This window comes from Mucilaginibacter sp. UYCu711 (genome assembly GCF_050433825.1).
Classification (GTDB): Bacteria; Bacteroidota; Bacteroidia; order Sphingobacteriales; family Sphingobacteriaceae; genus Mucilaginibacter.
Genome location: NZ_JBNPWM010000005.1, coordinates 346,473 through 363,736, shown reverse-complemented (window position 1 = coordinate 363,736; position 17,264 = coordinate 346,473). Strand labels below are relative to the sequence as shown.

The following is a 17,264-nucleotide window of genomic DNA, read 5'->3' as shown; positions in this document are numbered from 1 at the left end:
ATATATTTTTAGCGTTGATGATAATTTATGGGGGATATTCCACCCTGATTAAGATCAAAGCGAGAACAAAGGAAAATAATAATTAAATGTTTGTGAAATCTTATCTTGATCAATCATATGAAATTTGATCCTCAATTTTTTCAGGCTTTTGGATTGGCCGTTTTGTTTGTCAGCCTCTATGTCGCTGAACATATCGTTCCCGCGCGAAAAATGGTATGGAGCAAAAAGCATGATCTCGTAAATATGTTGATCGGGGCGTTGAATTTAATTATCGTGTTTAGCGGTGGGTACCTTTTGGGAAAACTGCTTGCTTCCGTGCAGTCCCATCATTTCGGTCTGCTTAACTTATTTTTTATACCGCAAACTCTTCATTTGATTTTGCAGGTCATTTTTATCGACCTGGTCATGTACTGGTGGCACCGGATAAATCACCTTATACCGCTGTTCTGGCGCTTTCACAAATTCCATCATAAAGACGAACAGATGAACAGTACCTCTACCCTGCGGTTCCATCCGATAGAGCAACTGCTGTCTTCGCTGATGAAATTAGCATTATTTCCGTTATTGGGCTTAACTGATACGGGTATTTTTATTTATGGATTCCTGTTTTTTCCTGTGATCCTGATCCATCACTCCAATATTTGTATGTCAGAAAAAACCGATCACATTTACCGGAAGTTTTTTGTTTCGCCGCTCATGCATCGAACCCATCATTCCAGAATCAGGCAAGAGACCGATTCTAATTACGGATCGGTTTTCCCCTTTTGGGACAGGTTATTCAAAAGCTATACAAAAAAGCCTTTAGGACCTTTAAACTTCGGTATCGAATAAATATTTTAACCACGACTAATGAGTTGTAAATTTAGTATAAAAACAAAACAGGATATAGCAGAGACCTATCAGATCGCTCTTCGGGAAATTGAACGGTTTGGAGCGTCTTATAACGGTGACGCTAATGGCGGTAATTTTGAACTTGAAGTTTTAGGGATGCGCTTTAAAGGGACTATTCAGGTGAAAAGCAATATCATTGTAGTAAATCTGACAGATAAACCAATGTTAGTTCCCTGTTCCCTTATTGAAAGCAGTGTTAAGAGTTATGTTGATACCTTACAATAGCGCTTTAGGTCAACCCGTTTAAAACAGAACTTTAATAATTGATAAAATGAAACGAATTCTTACATTAATGATCTTTTTGACTACTGTTTTTACAGTAAAGGCGCAGTCAGCTGACAGTTTGCAGGTGCAGTTGGCCCGTAAATGGGTAAATAGTAAGGTCTATGCGTTGAAACTTGCTGCCTTGATGCCGGAAGACGAGTATGATTTTAAGGCTTCGCCAGAGGAGATGAGCTTCCGTGAGCAATTAATCCATATTGCGGAAAACATGACCTGGCTATCGTCGTCTTATCTTTTGGTCGATGCGCCTGTTAAAAGTACCGCAACGCAAAAATCATCAAAATCAGAAGTGTTAAAAGTGTTAGGGAATGCCTATGACCTTGGACTGGAAGCGCATATGAAAATGAATGCAAAACAACTGGATGAAAAGGTTAAGTTTTTTGCAGGCCCGATGACACGAAGACAAATATTGATCTTGATGCATGATCACCAAACCCATCATTTAGGGCAGCTAATTGTTTATCTGCGCTTAAAAGGGATCAAGCCACCGGATTATATAGGCTGGTAGTTTATTCCTTCAGGTTTTCCATACCGCAGCTAAATTAAAGCATTTTAGTCCTATCGATCCCAATCGATAAGCGCGCGGTGCCGCACAATACGCTGAGCATGGAAGCGAATTGAAACAGCATTGATTATTTACGTTGACGTGCTGGGTTGTAGGCAATGAGGTAGGTCGGCCGGAGTTGACGGGCATTCCGGGCATTCGTCTCTTCCGGTACAAGTGGCGCATGGTGGAGTTCGGTGTGCATGATTTCGGCTATGGTTTTTAATGCTTCGGTTTCCCCGCTGATATAGAGTATCGGATAATATTGTTTGTAGATGGCGGCTTTTTCTGCTTCGTTGGCCAGTGTCAGCGCCCAGTGCTCATCGGGTTTGAACCAGTGTTCTTTCGCTAAGTTGGCGAGGTCGTATAAAAATAAGCGGGCTTCGGCTTGGGGTTCGTTCATAGTAAAGCAACGCGGCGGGCGGGATTTAGTTTGCATTTGGCTGAGTTCTAACAATATCCTCTGTCAAGTATTTGACATCTTGCTTAATACGCTGGTAATTTAATAACACCTCTTTGATCGTAAGCTCACGAATGGCAGGTATTTCCTGGTAAGTATTTTCTTCCCGCCGGATAGCCTCATGGTCATTTTGAATTTGACAATGGAAGGTTTTCAATTCGATCTTATTGGTAGGGTCATCGGCGACCATACCGACAAATTCACCAGAAGAAAGTCCTGCTATTTTGGATGCCGGTATCGCATAGTCTAATTGCGTCGAGTGGCTAACGGACGTGTCGCTGCTGTTGATAGACACGCTTTCTTTTCGCTGGTTGATCTTGCCAAAACGTTCCGATAATTGCTTAGCGGTATCGCCGGTGACCTGTCCGCAAATGATATTGCCGACGATGTTCATGATGACTTCGGCTTGTTCGCGGCCATAGTCTTTCTTTAATTGAGAATAGTCCTGCACACCGAGCGTAACCGCTACTTTGTTAGAACGTGCGGTGGCAATCAAATTATCGATACCATTAAAATAAATGGTGGGGAATTCATCAAAGATCAAGCTGCATTTCTGCTGGTGCTTACGGTTCACCAGTTTATTGATGCGGTTAACATATAAGGATAATACCGCACCATAAACCTGCGACTTCTGCGGATTATTGGCCAAGCAAACGATCTTGGGATCATTTGGATTATTAATGTCTAATGAAAAGTCGTTTCCACTCAAAACATAATATAATTGGGGTGAGGACAATCTCGCCAATGATATTTTCGCACTGGCGATCTGACCTTCCAATTGCTCGTAAGCCTCATTCTTCCAGGCGGACACAAAAGGGTTAATTAAAACTTCGATCTCAGGCTCGCTATTTAATACCGCGAACAGATCTTTGTAATCAACTAATGAAAGTTCTATTACATGCGGCAGCGTACAATATCTACCACCCTGATATTTTTTAAGGAACCAAATCAGTGCCGTGACAAAGTTGATGGGCGATTCGACAAAGAAGTCGCCCTGCTTTTTGATCCACTCCCGGTTCAGTCCCAGCATGATGGTGCGGGCTGATTCAATAGCGTCGGTAATATCGAGCATGGTATCCGGTTCCAACGGATTACTGCGGTGCATGATCTTTTCGAAGTTGATGACATAAAATGAACGGCCGCCATGCTGCCTCAGTGCGTTATAAGCGATCTTACTGAGGTCATCGTATTTGAAGTCATAAATGAGCATACTGAACCCTTTGGCGATATGCTGGGTGATGATATGCCTGATCACAAAGTAAGATTTACCGGCACCGGGGCTACCACCCACTAACGTGCCCCTAAAAGGGTTGATGATATTGATCCAGCTGTCACGCTCTTTACCTTTGAGTTGGTATTTGGTAGGCAGGTTAATAGAGTATTCGTTTTCCAATAAGCGTTCTTCCTGGGGAAACGTTTCGTTTTCCTTATTAAAGATATCATCGCCCAACTGGAGTTTGAGCATACGGAACAGCAAACCACCGCCAGTCATAAATAATAGATAACCTAATGAAGTCAGCCCCATATAGAATAGCGGTAAATTGATCAGGTAGCTGCTGACAAAATAAAGTGAAAGGCCAATGGCGCAGTAAGTAACGATAGTTCTCGGCCTGATCTTTTCATCTTTCTTGCCTTTGCTGCCGACCAAGGAAACAATGAGTAAGCCGAGCGCGCTGAGCTTTGCCCAAAGCAATGTTTTGAAAATGGCCATTTTAGATAGCGGCAATAAGATATGGTCAACGATCTTGTGCGTCAGGTGCCACTGCTGAAAAGAAATATAACAACTCAAATAAAAATGGATGATTAGTATGGCAATGCTTAATAAGCGCGTGAAATCGATGATCTTCCGCAGGGCTTGTTCGTTTTCTCCGGTTTGCATAATTATAGATTTTGTCCTTTACGTTTCTTCTTTTTGAATTTGTTAAGCGCAGCCATATCATCGTGTTCTGGTGCGAACAAGATGTAGAGTAAGTCGTCGCTGGTATTCTTGGCTTGTTGTTCGTATTGGTGTTCCGCCTTGATGGCTGGTTTGGGATCAGGCAGCAACTGAGCAGCCAGTTGGTTGGCGCTGTAGGCTTTGCCGAGATCGCTGCCGTTGAACACCGCTTTATTTTTGAGGTCGATGAACGTCACGCCGTAAATGCGGCCCTCATCATTCTGTCTTAAAATGACCTGAACGCCTTTTTCGCGTAGCACTTTTTGGAAATCACGTTTGGTATGCGGTTTCGCCAGTACCTCATCTAATATTTTAATGAGGCCATCTTTAAACGGCTTGCGTAATTGCGCATTAAGCTTGAATTTTTCCTCCAGTGTTTTCAGCGTAGGTTTACCATAGATCGTACTGGCCTTTATCGGCACACCGATTTTGTTGCCCTGTTTATCCAGTATCCAGTAAACCAATCCTTCGCGGGCATACATGTGGGAATCTTTGGAACCCCGGTCGGCAGCGATATTATATTGTTGTAGAACAGCGTTTAATTCCGGGATACTGGTGTACTTATAAGCCCGGATGACAAAGCCCAGTATATTGGTGATCGTCCGCTTGGTTTCGGCTTTGCCATATTCGGCGGCAGATACATCAGCCTTTAGGTTTGGTTTTTGTTTCGTTTGTTCTTCGGCTTTGGTCAAACCATATTTGATCTCGATAGCTTTCCTTACTTTCTCCGATTCATTTTGCCCAAGGTAATGCAGGCTGATCCGCTCCCCATCCCGTTTGATGTTGGTGGTGACGATATGGACGTGCGGGTGCCCGGCATCCTCGTGGCGGTACACCAGGTGAGGTTGCATCGCAAATCCGACACCACTTAAATAATCCTGCACAATATCATTCAGCTTATCGTCGGCCAGGTTTTCACCATTGGGAAAATTCAGGGAGACATGCACCGCATTTGTTTTCGCACGCTGGTTCATTCCGGCCAGGTCGGTCAGCCGGAAAAGCTTATCATCAAAAGATAATTCGTTCGGCTCTTTAAAATATTTTGCCGCACCGATCAATATTGCTTTCCCTTGCTTCACTTTGTTCTCATTATAGTTGAGCGCGCCGATCAGGCTTTTGCCGCTCTTAATTTTTGCGACCATATATCCGCGTATTGGTTCATCCTGTCTTTAATTTGTTTGATCGACGGTTCCAGTTTCGTGTTGATCATACTGAGCAGATTCATCCAAAGCCGGGTATCAGCATTGCCATGGGTGCTATTGATATTGCGCATGGCCTGGTTCAGGTTATTGCCGATGGCATTCAATTCCTGCCTTAACAGTATCATTTCTTCCAGCACATCATCCATCGCTTTATCGCGATAAGTCACCGTTACCGGCTTCTCCAAAAGCACGCTGCGCATATATTCGCTGAGCTTCCTGAATTGGGTCTTTTTGAACCTGCCGTTCAGCAATTGGTACTCATCAGGCTTGAGCCGTATATTGTACCACCTTGATCTTTTTTCTTCCTGTTCACTCATGATCGTTGTCTTTAAAAATCCGACTTCGGAGGATTTTAACCTGGACCCGCAGCCCCTTTGGCGCGGAGGGCAAGATTCAATTGTGACACAATTGTACATCTTGCTGACTGCTGCGAAGCGGGCGGTCTTATCCTGCTGTTAGTGTTTTATTCGGCATTTTTTGTTGTTTGTTCTGGCTTCGCCTTTTGGCTGAGATAGAGTTCAAGTGCCTGTATATTGATGTCTTTAAGTGATTCATCATATTCCACTCCAAAGGTTTTAAGCCGTTTTAAAAGGCCTTTGGGTATCCGGTTATTGAACTGTACTTCGGGCTCATTTGGGACAGGCGCTACCTTCACCGGGAGCACTTCCTGGATGGGTGTTCGGGGCTGTTCCTTTTTGAGTTTGTCGGCCAGATTGCCGAGCTTATTTTTTTAATTCTCCATTTGCTATCAAAATAGTTTACTATCAATTGAAGCTGATTTGCTATCATGCTACATTGCTATCAGGACTTGCTATGATACTATCATCATATTTTGCGATCATGCTAGCTTGCTATAGAAATAAAAAGCTATCAAACTAGCCGGCACTGATATACTCGACAACTTCTTCCGTCAGCGACATGAGCTCTTCTTTGGCGCGTTTGTCCGTGCCATTTAAGATACCTGCGGTCATGGATGACCGCGCGATACTTACCCGGTCATGCACCCTTGTTTTCAGCAATGGCGTATCCATGCTTTGGAGCAATTCGGCCACATCCTGGGTGATGCCCGATCTTGGTTTAACCATATTAAGCACAATGCCCGCTTTAAGGTGCGGCGTTTTGCGCTGCGCTTCTTTGATCAACGCCAAGGTGGAACGAATAGCCATCACGTCAAAAAAACCGGCCTTCGTCGGCACTAAAATAAAATCTGAATACTGGAACAGTTCCGGCAATCGGCTGGACAAATAAGGCGGGGTATCTACAATAATAAGATCATAGGCCAGTTTTTGAATGTCATTAAATTTGTCGGCACCGATGATGGCCAGTTCCGGAAAATCTTCCCGGATATGATATAAACTACCCTGTAAGTCGGTATCCACCAACGCTACGGATAACTGATCCTGGAAACAAAGCGCCAGGTTGATCGCTAAGGTACTTTTACCTACGCCACCTTTCTGGTGGGCTATGGTGATGATCTTTGCCATGATGTTAGATTTTAATAGTTTAAATGGACAGCGCATTCTCGCGTTGGCGTTTCTTCAGTTTTAGCGCTTGCTGGAAATCGTAGATCCAGTCAGCGGCTAACAGTTTCCAGTTTCGGTAGGGCGTGCCTTTGGGGCTGCTCCAATTGGCCGCCTCGAAGAAATTATAAAATTGTCCGGCCTGGTCGCTCAATTCTTTTTGATCGAAATAAATTTCGACCAGCTGCTTTTGCGGCGGCATCTCGGTACCGAAACCTTTTTGATGAATTTGCTCCGGTTGGGGAATAGACCTGCGTTCAGCAGGTAGTCGTTTGGCTTTACGTTTGAATAACATAGCATTAAAATTTAAAAAGCCGGCCTGCTAAGGCAGGTCCGGCAGGTGTGCAATAATGTTAAGCGCTTTTGTTAGTAGACATCATAAAAGTGATATCCTCATAGTCATAATAAATGGAGCCACCAATTTTGGTGAAAGGCAGTACGCCGCTATCCCGTAAAGATTGTAGAAAGCCGTGCGAGATACCGAGTAACTTTTTTACCTCTGCTGATTTGAGCCATTTCTTGCCAGGCTGCCCAGTGGTGCATTCTTTAATGATGCGCTTCAATTCCTGCACCATGTCTTCCTTAAATTCTACGAGGTCACCAATGGTGAGGATCTGGTTCCGGTTAGGAACGGTGCCGGGCATTTTTGCCCGTTCTTGTGTTGTTTTATCCATAACATTCTGATTTATCGGGCTTCAAAGTTGGTGATTGCCAAAATCAGAATATGACAAGATTATTCCACGTTGTGGTATTTTATTGGATTGCTGTTTGTTGAGGGTTGACTACTGCCCTATTATCAAAGCCAGCAATTCGTTGCAAAAAATCACCAATAAATTATTCGATGTATTATGCCTTCCCTATTGTCTTAAAAACCAACTCTCTATAACTTTCACCGATAGGGATCTCCTGTATGCCGATCTCCAGGTCATTTGCCGTAAAGGCAGTGACATTTTTAAGGTTTACAATAAAAGAGCGGTGGATACGCAAAAACCCTTTTGCGGAAAGCTCCGCCTCCATATCGCTGATGCGGGCCTTGGTCATGACCGGGCCGTCGATAGTATGGATCTTCACATAATCCTTCAGGCTTTCCAAATATAAAATATCGTCCGGATTAATCTTGATCGTCTTATAACCGGATTTGATAAAAATATCAGCCGGCGCGGTCTGAATCGGAGGAACTATTTGCTCGACTGTTCTTAAATAGCTTTCCACGGCTTTAAAAAAGCGGTCGAAGGTGATCGGCTTCAGCAGGTAGTAGACTATATCCAGGTCATAGCCTTCCAGCGCATATTCCCGGTAAGCAGTGGTGATGATCACTTTTGGCGGGTTGCGCAGCATTTTTAAAAAATCGATGCCGGTGATAGCAGGCATGCGTATATCAAGGAACATCAAATCAATTTCGGCTATTTTTAATGCTTCCATTGCTTTAATCGCGTTGGGGCAGGTACCCGCAACCACCAGGAAATCCAGTTGGGCAACATGCTTTGTCAGCAATGAAACGGCTAACGTGGATCGCCTGGTGGACACTTAATACTGTAGCTATACGGGTGATTATGGTCTGGCTGTTCAATAACATGGGTAAAAGCATTTTTGCCATGGCGCTCTTCCATATGATACTCAATCTCGGGTGGCAATCGTTTCCCATTAACGGCTCGTTTTTCGATCCATGCATTACTGAATTAATTATGGCTGCTGTGACAGGCATTGTAGTAATACTGGGTAGGCCACGAAATTTAGATAAAAATTGATAAATATTAAATATCGCTGGTCATTCGATGTCTCTCCGCAGGATTTGCCTACTCTCCTCAAATTCTTCCTTTGTGATCTTCCCTGCTGCGAAACGTTTTTGCAAATATCAAGCGACGGTTTTTTGGGTTTGCGCCGTCATGGAATATCGTAATGCGCAATAAAGATCCACAGCATTAAGATGATCCAAATAAACCACAAAGCATGTCCATTCCAAAAAATTGACAACCATTATACATCATGACTTTGAAATTTAATAATGTTATTGATAATCAAATTCTAACAAATCTGCTTACAGGCCTCCTGACAGAAACTACTTTAGGGTATTTTTCGATATATCCGCACCTTAAAACAAATTGTATCGGATCTGCTATTTTCATGGCTTTGTTTATAGTTAGGGAAAATGGAGCTTCTTCTAACACCTGGGTCATGGGGTGAATAGCGATGCCTTTTTCTCTAATTTTTAACAATAAGCGTTGTAAACGCTTTCCGGTTTCCATTAATGACGCGACAGAATCATCTTTACTTGTGATCAGCAACCAACCTGCTGATCTGTTCACCTGTGTTTTTACCTCATCTAACCCCTGCTCCCGGAAACTTTTACCCATCACAGATGATTTGTTATAAAAGTTTCTTACCACCCAAGCCGTAAGCCCTGTCATTTACATACTGGCGGGTGTTAAGCCGTCAGTATGTTGCGCTGCATCTTTACTCGAAAATCGTATCCAGTCGCCTAATTCTTTTTCCGCGGTATCCCTGTACATCTGATGCCGATTGGCGGCTATCGTTTGTTCATTGAGCCAGGTAAATTCCTTTGTTTCCCTTGGGAAATAGTGGAAATATGTTTCTTCTCCAGTGGTCAAACTGTACAAGTCGTCGCCTTTAAGGTTATCATCGAGAAAGTTGGAACGTACTATTCTGCGTTGCTTTATTTTTGAAATATCAAACCGGTAAATATCCTTTACTTTCGAAAGTATCACTTCAGTGATTTGTTCATCCTGGTTTACTTTAGCAAGTGTTTTCCATTCGCAGCAATAACCATAATAACTCGCCGCATACTCCATGTTCTGGATAAAGGCACCAATGGACAAGATGGTTTCACGTTGGGTAGGATCAACCGCGGGCAGCCATTTAGACCGATCGTTGCAAATAATCCAATGAAAGGGAGCGATGTGTTTTACAAACCAAGGTTGTGTATTATGGCCGCTTGGCGCAAGTGAAGCTAAGTAGAGTATCTCCCCCTCGTCCGCATGAAGTAATTTATCAAGCGGAGTAAGTTTTTGATCGGAACGGACAAAATTACTTTTGTCGCTTATCAGGTAACCTACTCCTCCGGCAGCAAAAATAGTGCCGCCTGCAATACCTAAAAAAAATCTTCTTTTCATAGATCAACGATTACTTAATTTTTATTAATTGAAAGATTGGTGTTAATTTTTGTAAGCCCATTTATTAATTAAAATATACCCCTTAAACGGGCATATCCCCATAGCACATGCCAAAATAGATAGTAGATAAGTCTAAACAGATACATTGCGGTAAAGTCAAACTGCTTAAAAATTATTAGTTGTGTCAAATTAAATAAGTATAGGTTTATCCAAACCAATATTATTGCCCAGATTGGATAAGCAGCCATAGCAGATACTTGATAAATGGGTTCAAGTGTGGCAATAACAACTATGGAAAACCAAATTATTTTTTGGATGTCGGTATTTTCAAAAATAGAACTTAGGCAAAATAGCAGTACAGTCATTGGAAGAACATGAAAAAGGATCTCTGCTAAAAAACCAATTAAAGGATAGAATAAAAGCGATTCAGGAAACGCAATATTCATATCAATAGGAAAATGGATTTTTATGTCAATCAAAATAGTTATTGATACAAATAAAACGGCGAGTCCTAATGTTCTTAATAGTTTAAGCGTATCATTTTTCTTGTAAATTTTAAACCAACTTTTATTAAGTAAATAAGATAAACATAGAATACCAAGTATGGTAATTACAAAGCATGTAATTACGGGGTTTAATCCTGCAAAAAATCTGTCAAAAACATGCCTGTTTGAATAATTTAAAACTCTTGTTAGTATTACTACCGCAATTACTAGCATACTGTAAATAATAAGAAGCTTTTTATTTATAAAAAGGAAAGTTTTAAGTGTTGACATAATTGTAATACAATTTCGCTAAACAGTTGGGCAAAAGCATCATACGCCCTATAGCTAACGTAATTATAAATACCGCAATCAAACTGATAGTCATTTCAAACAAGAAACGCATCATTGCGTTTTAGGAACAATGAATATTTCCTCATTCACGGTCAATGGCGTATAATGTACCTTCACATAGCGTAAAGCCACATCTTTTTCCATGCGATCGGTAACCAATAACTCTTCACTGATATGTTTGAGCGACTTGTTGTTCAAGAGTTCTTTTTGCAACTCAAACTTTGCTGAGGAAGGGCCAAAGATCAAGATGTGGTGCGCGTTCTCCAGTTTTTCTATAATGGCCTTACAAAACTTTCTCATCTGTTCATTCCGATGTTGCTGAACGTGTTCCTCATTCAGGTTTTTACTGGTAAGAGGCCCGTCATTTGTTATAGTTTCTTCCCGCAAAACTCCTTCGTTCATCGGATGGTCAAGGGCGATTAAATATGAACAATGATGATCGATATAAATTCCGTAGTCTATAAAGTTGCTTGCTGTTTTCATGTTGTCAATTTTTAGTATTTGTTTGAGCTATTTTAAAAAACGATCATGGATTTGACCGGGTAAGGGTAGATCAGCAGGGGCATTTCACTATCTGCGGCCGTATGCTGGCTGTTGCTCCTTGTAAAAAACCTTTCCAGCAAACTCTTGTGCCGGTGTACCATGACCAGCATATCGATCTGACCTTGTTCAATGAGCCAATTGAGCCCATCGTTTACCGACATATCTTTTAGCGGTCTGAAATAAATTTTATGATAATCTACGTTATTCGTGACCTTATTCAGGAAAGTATCCACCAGCTCATTATCGTCCGTTTTAGTCGTATGTGCGATCAGGATCTCCGCATCAAAACTCCGGGCAAGGCTGGCTAAGGAATGAATAAATTCGATATCGCCTCCATGCAAATCAGTCGCGAAAGCTATTTTATGAATAGGTGCAAAAGTTTTATATTCGGGAATAATTAATACAGGCAATAAAGCCTTGTCAATTAACTCCCGCATATGGTTGGCGGTCATTAAGGTTGCTACCCCCTTTTTATGGCTGCCCATCACCAATACGATAACCTCCCTGTCAGCCAGTAGTTCATCCAGGTTGTCGACTAAATTTCCTCCGTGGCTCCCACATTCAATGGCGGGTGTAAACCCCTCTGGCGATAGGGTTAATTCTTTTTTTAATTTAGCGAGCAACAATTGCATTTCCTTTTCGCTATCATGTTGCAGTTCATTAAAATCCTCCATTGGCCAAGCTACCTGCGCGCTTAACTGATGGGCAGAGGCTACAAAAAAGGAGTTATAGAGCAATACATTTACTTTTAGATGTTGAGCCAGATGCACAGCATACATGGCTGCGTTATCAGCTCTTTCAGAAAAATCGGTCAATACGGCAATTGTTTTCATTTGGTATGTTTTTATAGGTCTAAAGTTCCATGTTTTAAACTATTCGCTTAATCGACTTTTATATGTTTTTTGCCGATTAGATATCTATCGGTTTTTTTGAGGTCAATGATCAGCATCCCGTTATGATATTTGGCATCCACATGATCAATGATCACATTTTCCGGCAGGCTGAAGGCGCGGCCGAATGAAGATCTTGAAAATTCCTTGCGGATATAGTAGTCCTCATTCGCAGTTTCTTCCGATTCGGTATCTGCTGTGATAGTCAACAATGCGCCATGTGTCGTGATATTAAAATCGCTCTTTTTAAAGCCAGGGGCCATCAATTCTAGTTCGTACTTATGTTCAGTTTCCCGAATATTCACGGCATATTTGATCTCGGCTGAATTTTCCGGCGTAATTGGGTTGCAGAAGTCTTCGACCAGGGATACCGGATCGGCTTTAGTTGTTTTTTTTGTGTCTGACATGGTAGTTTGCGTTTAACATTGAGGAACAAATGTGGGATGTAGAATGTGGTTTTTATCTGATGGCTATCAAGTCATAGTTTGACGTATGTCACTAAATTCAGATCAGGTTATGGGTAGTGTTATAGGGTATAGATATTTCTGTCCGGTGACACCAAATAAATCATTTCGAGTGGTTTTGGTATATAATTTTTACTACCTGAACTCATGATGATTTTCTTTATATCAGGACAGGCTGAAAGTCTTAATACAGGGATTTTTTTCGGGGTATCACTTGCTTCAAGTTGTTCGAAAACATTCCTGGTACCCTTCGATGACAATAATCGTTCTAACAGGATAAGTTCCGGCATAAAAAGATTAACGTGATCTATTAAGTCATCGGTATTCAATAGTCCGTTTATCTCATAACCGGACGTTCCATTGATAACGGATAAAGCCTCAAGAATTGCGGTATCATTATCAATAGTAAGCAGGTTCTTTGACATTTTGTATCAGTTTAATGCTTATTAATCATTCAGGACAGCACAATACCTTCGCGGACGTCCTCGGTTGATTAGCCGCAAATCGGATGCCGTTAAAACATTTCCGCCTGATAATCATTGATTTATAAATTATGAGCTTTAAAAAAACACGTATTTAACAGCCAGCCAGCACAATACAAGTTTATTGCTTAATTATTAGGGAATTATAAAAATCAAAGGCAAAAGACGGCCCGGGGCTTTTAAAAAATATTATTCGGATTCCTACTAAAAACGGATGTTATTCAATACACTATAAAAAAAGGATGTGCAAGGATTAGGCGAACTGGCTGGAATAAAGCTTGAAGTACCAGCTTTTTTAGGCGCGTTCAAACAGCCAACCAAATGGTTTTACTCTGCTTTTCGGTTTTAGCCCATATTGTTTAATGCTTTTTTCTACGATCAAAGCCGTCGCTTCTTCTATGCTATCGGTGACTATATACAAATTGGTATCACCTTCCCCTATCGTTCCATTGGCTTTCATCATTTCAATATGCGCCTGTAATTCCTTATGGTAGGCCATTCCGAAAATGATCACCGGGAAATTTTTGATCTTGTGAGTTTCAATCAGTGTCAATGCTTCGAAAAATTCGTCAAGGGTGCCATACCCTCCGGGCATGACCACGAAAGCAAATGAGTATTTGACCAGCAGTACTTTTCGCAGGAAAAAATGCTTCATAATAATCCACTTATCCAGGTAGGGATTGGGAGATTGCTCAACAGGCAGCTGGATATTACACCCAACAGACCGACCTCCAACGTCTCTTGCCCCTCGGTTAGCCGCCTCCATTAAACCAGGGCCGCCACCCGTCATGATGGTAAAACCCAAGCGAGCAAAGGCAGCACTTGCCTCCCTGGTAAGCGCGTAATAAGGATGGTCTTCTTTAAACCGGGCAGAACCGAATATGGTGATACAAGGCCCGATAAAATGAAGTGCCCTAAAGCCCTTTATCAGTTCTACCATGGTTTGAAACGCAAACATTAATTCCTTGAAACGAGAATGCGGTCCATCCAAAAATACAATTTCTGATTTGTTCATGATAGGTCTTTAAAATTGGGACAAAAGGAGGATTAATAAAGAAGCCTTTGATTGGGCTTTTAAGGTATTTAACCAATATTGTTTTACTCTTTGCGCTACTTCACCGGCAGCAAGTCCGCCCTGACGGCTTGATAACCGGGTAAGTGCCTCCACAATATAGAGGTGCCAGAATTTATACAAGGAATGGTTATCGGTTGCTTCCAAAATAGTTCAAATAAGAAAGGTGGGTAAAGAAAGCCAAACTGGCTGCTGAAAAATGGTTGTTAACTAAAAAGACAAATTTCATTAATGGTTAAATCAGGACTGATTAAAAAAGTTGGATGGAACAAGCGAAAGGTAGTACAATAACAACTACAAAGCATTACCCCGTTTGTTTCGGGCGGTCATATTGTTTTGCAGGAGGGCCATACACCCGGCAATCAGTGCTACCATTCAACGAATAGCCCATACCATTTAAATGGAATTTCAGCGTATTAAACAATTATTTATTTAGCCGGTGGATGAATGATCTTTAAAAGTAATAGGTAGACACCCATTTAGGTGCTGTCCGTGATTCATGATTTAACTGGTTGTTTTAATCTTTTATGCCATTTTACTGCCTCATACCATATTACTGACAGGAAACCTATTGCTATGCTTAATATTAGTTCTGAAAAGCTTAAAGCCTCAAATTCAAAGAACTTGGTTAGCGGTTTGACATAGAGCAATAAGGCTAATATCGCTACGGTAATGCCGATCATCATTGGTACCAGGTTATTACGATATTTTATTGTGGAAATAACAGAATAATAAAACGAACGGTTGACAAGGGTAAGCATAATGTTGGCTGCGATCAATACAGTGAATACCAATGTCCGGGTATGGGCCTCATCAAATCCGAGGTAAACGGCATACTGATAAGCTACAAGTGTTCCAGAGGTAATTGCTAAGCCTTGAATAATACTGGTGGTTAATTCCTTGAAATTGAAAAATGTCGAAGTAAACGGCCGTGGCTTTTCGAACATAGTGTCCTTTCCCATGGGTTCGTTTTCATAAACGATGGAACATGTAGGCCCCATGATCAGTTCTAAAAAAATAATATGGACCGGCGAAAATATATTCGGGTAGATCCAGCCTAAAGCCAAAGGGATAAACACCGTTAATATAATGGGGATATGTATGGATATAATATACTGGATCGCTTTCTTTAGGTTAGCATAGATCCTTCTGCCCATCGCTACGGCATCCACCATTTTAGACAGGTCATCATCCCGTAAGACCAGCGAAGCGGCCTCCTTGGCGATTTCAGTGCCCTTTTTGCCCATTGCTATTCCGATATGCGCGGCTTTTAATGCTGGTCCATCATTTACACCATCTCCGATCATGGCCACGATTTGATGGTTGGATTTTAATGCGGTAATGATTTTTAGCTTGGCTTCCGGGAACATCCTTGTAAATACATTCGTATTTGCCACCTTTTCGTTTAAATCACTGTCCTTTAGTGCCATCAGTTCATCGCCGGTTAAACTTTGGTCGTAACCCCGGAACCCGATTTGCTTGGCGATCGACATTGTAGTAGCGGCGTTGTCGCCAGTGATGATCTTTACAGCAATACCGGCCATATAAAACTCCTCGAATATTTTTGAAATATTTTTCTTTGGTGGGTCATAAAAGGCAACGATCCCTTTAAACGAAAAGTTAAAGTCATGTTGTTTAACGGGGAAATTATTGCCGGTAAAATGGGCTTCGCCTACACCTAACAGCCTGTATCCATCCGCAGCTAATTCTTCTATAGCATGGTCTACTTGCTTTTTTTCTTTTTCAGAAAGATTCGATACGGCCATCAATGCTTCGGGAGCACCTTTTGCACTTATCAGGCGTTGCCCGGATGCATTCTCAAATAAATGGGTCATCATAGGCGGCTTACCACCTATGGGATATTCATGAATGATGTGATATAACGGCCTATCATCGGCCTCAAATTCCGCCGCGTAGGCCATATGCAGCGCTACTTCCATCGGGTCGAAAGGGATGGGCTCGCTGGCCCACATGGCCATCCTTATCAATTCCCTTTCTTCCCGGCCCAATACTGCATCAGCATCAGAGATCTTTTGCGAAGCCAGGACGAACAGTTTTGCCAGGCTCATTTTATTTTCGGTTATTGTCCCGGTTTTATCGGTACAGATCACCGTCGCGCCGCCCAGGGTTTCCACCGTTTTCATTTGTTTAACCACAACCCCCATTTGCATTAAGCGCCATGCACCCAGAGCCATAAAAGTGGTAAACGCAACCGGGATCTCTTCCGGCAAAATACTCATGGCCAGCGTAAGCGCTTTTAATAAACTATCCAGAACCAAACGGGAATGAAAATAATTGATCCCCCAAACCACCATAAAAACCGCGGCTCCGGCAATAACCATATATTTTACAAAACTGCCAATTTGCACTTCCAATGGTGTTTTTTCTTCGGGTATGCTTTCCAGGCTCTTTCCAATTCTCCCCAGTTTGGTTTTATTGCCGATGGCGGTAACCTCGGCAATGGCCAACCCACTGTTCACTGTCGTGCCTCGATAGATTATCCGTTCCTTACTTTCCTTGTCCTTATAAATAGGCAAGGATTCACCGGTCAGTATAGCTTCATTGACTGAAAAATCGTTAGAATGGATGATCGCTCCATCGGCTGTAATAGCTATCCCTTCTTCCACCATCAAGCTATCGCCGATAACCAGGTCATCGCTGTTAATTTCTATCACCTTGCCGTCCCGTATCACCCGGCATTTAGGCTGCGTAAGGTCTTTCAGTTTTTCTAAAGCTTTCCGGCTCCTGAAATCCTGGTATAAAGAAATACCGGCGACCAACACAATTGCGCTTGCAAGAAAAATCCCGTCCCCTGTTTTCCCACTGATAAAGTATATAGATGATGCCACCAGTAATAAAACCACCATTGGCTCTTTGGCTAAACTTTTTATAGCATCCAACGGGTTGTTTTCCTTTTTAAATTGCAGCGTGTTTTTTCCGAATTGCTGCCTGGAGTCCAATACCTGCTCCTGGGTTAGCCCCTTGATGTTAAAATTATTTTCAGCCATAGG

At 42.0% G+C, this 17,264-nt stretch carries 22 protein-coding genes; 4 read left to right on the top strand and 18 right to left on the bottom strand.

The window, feature by feature from the left end:
• The first annotated feature begins 117 nt into the window (after window positions 1–117).
• The 3 genes from ABIB50_RS13215 to ABIB50_RS13205 are packed head-to-tail and all read left to right on the top strand — an operon-like array spanning window position 118 to window position 1,681.
• The gene (locus ABIB50_RS13215; RefSeq protein ID WP_429380197.1) at window positions 118–831 is read left to right on the top strand and encodes a sterol desaturase family protein; all 714 of its coding nucleotides are present in this window, start codon (window positions 118–120) and stop codon (window positions 829–831) included.
• Between the two features lie 18 nt (window positions 832–849).
• Entirely contained in the window at window positions 850–1,116 is a 267-nt protein-coding gene (locus ABIB50_RS13210; RefSeq protein WP_429380196.1) for a hypothetical protein, read from the top strand.
• A 46-nt stretch (window positions 1,117–1,162) separates the two neighbouring features.
• A complete protein-coding gene (locus ABIB50_RS13205) occupies window positions 1,163–1,681 on the top strand; it encodes a DinB family protein (protein ID WP_429380195.1) in 519 nt (172 codons plus the stop codon).
• Window positions 1,682–1,805: 124 nt separating this feature from the next.
• Here the strand turns inward: ABIB50_RS13205 and ABIB50_RS13200 are convergent, their stop codons facing one another.
• From ABIB50_RS13200 to ABIB50_RS13165, 8 genes are all read right to left on the bottom strand, one after another.
• Window positions 1,806–2,120 (bottom strand): hypothetical protein, encoded by a 315-nt coding sequence (locus ABIB50_RS13200; RefSeq protein WP_429380194.1) that lies wholly within the window; start codon window positions 2,118–2,120, stop codon window positions 1,806–1,808.
• A gap of 25 nt (window positions 2,121–2,145) precedes the next feature.
• Window positions 2,146–4,056, bottom strand: coding sequence for a conjugal transfer protein MobC (mobC, locus tag ABIB50_RS13195; RefSeq protein ID WP_429380193.1), 1,911 nt, complete (start codon window positions 4,054–4,056; stop codon window positions 2,146–2,148).
• A gap of 2 nt (window positions 4,057–4,058) precedes the next feature.
• Window positions 4,059–5,255, bottom strand: a complete 1,197-nt coding sequence (locus ABIB50_RS13190) for a relaxase/mobilization nuclease domain-containing protein (RefSeq protein ID WP_429380192.1) — start codon at window positions 5,253–5,255, stop codon at window positions 4,059–4,061.
• Window positions 5,222–5,632: a plasmid mobilization protein gene (locus ABIB50_RS13185; protein ID WP_429380191.1), complete on the bottom strand. Its 411-nt coding sequence runs from the start codon at window positions 5,630–5,632 to the stop codon at window positions 5,222–5,224. Before ABIB50_RS13185 ends, ABIB50_RS13190 begins: the two co-directional genes overlap by 34 nt.
• A 558-nt stretch (window positions 5,633–6,190) precedes the next feature.
• On the bottom strand, window positions 6,191–6,799 hold the full coding sequence (locus tag ABIB50_RS13180; RefSeq protein ID WP_429380190.1) for an AAA family ATPase: 609 nt from the start codon (window positions 6,797–6,799) through the stop codon (window positions 6,191–6,193).
• Between the two features lie 19 nt (window positions 6,800–6,818).
• Complete coding sequence (locus ABIB50_RS13175) at window positions 6,819–7,130, bottom strand: hypothetical protein (RefSeq protein ID WP_429380189.1); 312 nt, start codon at window positions 7,128–7,130, stop codon at window positions 6,819–6,821.
• Window positions 7,131–7,188: 58 nt separating this feature from the next.
• On the bottom strand, window positions 7,189–7,509 hold the full coding sequence (locus ABIB50_RS13170) for a helix-turn-helix domain-containing protein (protein WP_429380188.1): 321 nt from the start codon (window positions 7,507–7,509) through the stop codon (window positions 7,189–7,191).
• A gap of 172 nt (window positions 7,510–7,681) precedes the next feature.
• Window positions 7,682–8,329, bottom strand: a complete 648-nt coding sequence (locus tag ABIB50_RS13165) for a LytR/AlgR family response regulator transcription factor (protein WP_429380187.1) — start codon at window positions 8,327–8,329, stop codon at window positions 7,682–7,684.
• Here ABIB50_RS13165 and ABIB50_RS13160 point away from each other — a divergent pair.
• On the top strand, window positions 8,329–8,583 hold the full coding sequence (locus ABIB50_RS13160; protein ID WP_429380186.1) for a hypothetical protein: 255 nt from the start codon (window positions 8,329–8,331) through the stop codon (window positions 8,581–8,583). The two genes, ABIB50_RS13165 and ABIB50_RS13160, sit on opposite strands and share 1 nt — an antisense overlap.
• A gap of 270 nt (window positions 8,584–8,853) precedes the next feature.
• Here ABIB50_RS13160 and ABIB50_RS13155 read toward each other — a convergent pair whose 3' ends face one another.
• The 10 genes from ABIB50_RS13155 to ABIB50_RS13110 all read right to left on the bottom strand — a co-directional run bounded on the left by ABIB50_RS13155 (window position 8,854) and on the right by ABIB50_RS13110 (window position 17,261).
• Window positions 8,854–9,189: a hypothetical protein gene (locus ABIB50_RS13155; RefSeq protein WP_429380185.1), complete on the bottom strand. Its 336-nt coding sequence runs from the start codon at window positions 9,187–9,189 to the stop codon at window positions 8,854–8,856.
• Between the two features lie 54 nt (window positions 9,190–9,243).
• On the bottom strand, window positions 9,244–9,966 hold the full coding sequence (locus ABIB50_RS13150; RefSeq protein WP_429380184.1) for a nitroreductase family protein: 723 nt from the start codon (window positions 9,964–9,966) through the stop codon (window positions 9,244–9,246).
• Between the two features lie 68 nt (window positions 9,967–10,034).
• Window positions 10,035–10,742, bottom strand: coding sequence for a hypothetical protein (locus ABIB50_RS13145; RefSeq protein ID WP_429380183.1), 708 nt, complete (start codon window positions 10,740–10,742; stop codon window positions 10,035–10,037).
• Between the two features lie 111 nt (window positions 10,743–10,853).
• Entirely contained in the window at window positions 10,854–11,285 is a 432-nt protein-coding gene (locus ABIB50_RS13140; protein ID WP_429380182.1) for a hypothetical protein, read from the bottom strand.
• A 32-nt stretch (window positions 11,286–11,317) separates the two neighbouring features.
• The gene (locus ABIB50_RS13135) at window positions 11,318–12,178 is read right to left on the bottom strand and encodes a universal stress protein (RefSeq protein ID WP_429380181.1); all 861 of its coding nucleotides are present in this window, start codon (window positions 12,176–12,178) and stop codon (window positions 11,318–11,320) included.
• A gap of 47 nt (window positions 12,179–12,225) precedes the next feature.
• Entirely contained in the window at window positions 12,226–12,642 is a 417-nt protein-coding gene (locus tag ABIB50_RS13130) for an Hsp20/alpha crystallin family protein (RefSeq protein WP_429380180.1), read from the bottom strand.
• A 119-nt stretch (window positions 12,643–12,761) separates the two neighbouring features.
• Window positions 12,762–13,124: a hypothetical protein gene (locus tag ABIB50_RS13125; protein ID WP_429380179.1), complete on the bottom strand. Its 363-nt coding sequence runs from the start codon at window positions 13,122–13,124 to the stop codon at window positions 12,762–12,764.
• Window positions 13,125–13,476: 352 nt separating this feature from the next.
• Window positions 13,477–14,196, bottom strand: a complete 720-nt coding sequence (locus tag ABIB50_RS13120) for a TIGR00730 family Rossman fold protein (RefSeq protein ID WP_429380178.1) — start codon at window positions 14,194–14,196, stop codon at window positions 13,477–13,479.
• 9 nt (window positions 14,197–14,205) lie between these two features.
• Window positions 14,206–14,400, bottom strand: coding sequence for a cation-transporting P-type ATPase (locus tag ABIB50_RS13115; protein WP_429380177.1), 195 nt, complete (start codon window positions 14,398–14,400; stop codon window positions 14,206–14,208).
• Window positions 14,401–14,750: 350 nt separating this feature from the next.
• Window positions 14,751–17,261 carry a cation-translocating P-type ATPase gene (locus ABIB50_RS13110; protein ID WP_429380176.1) on the bottom strand — a complete coding sequence of 837 codons (2,511 nt, stop codon included), beginning with the start codon at window positions 17,259–17,261 and terminating at the stop codon, window positions 14,751–14,753.
• Window positions 17,262–17,264: the final 3 nt, after the last annotated feature.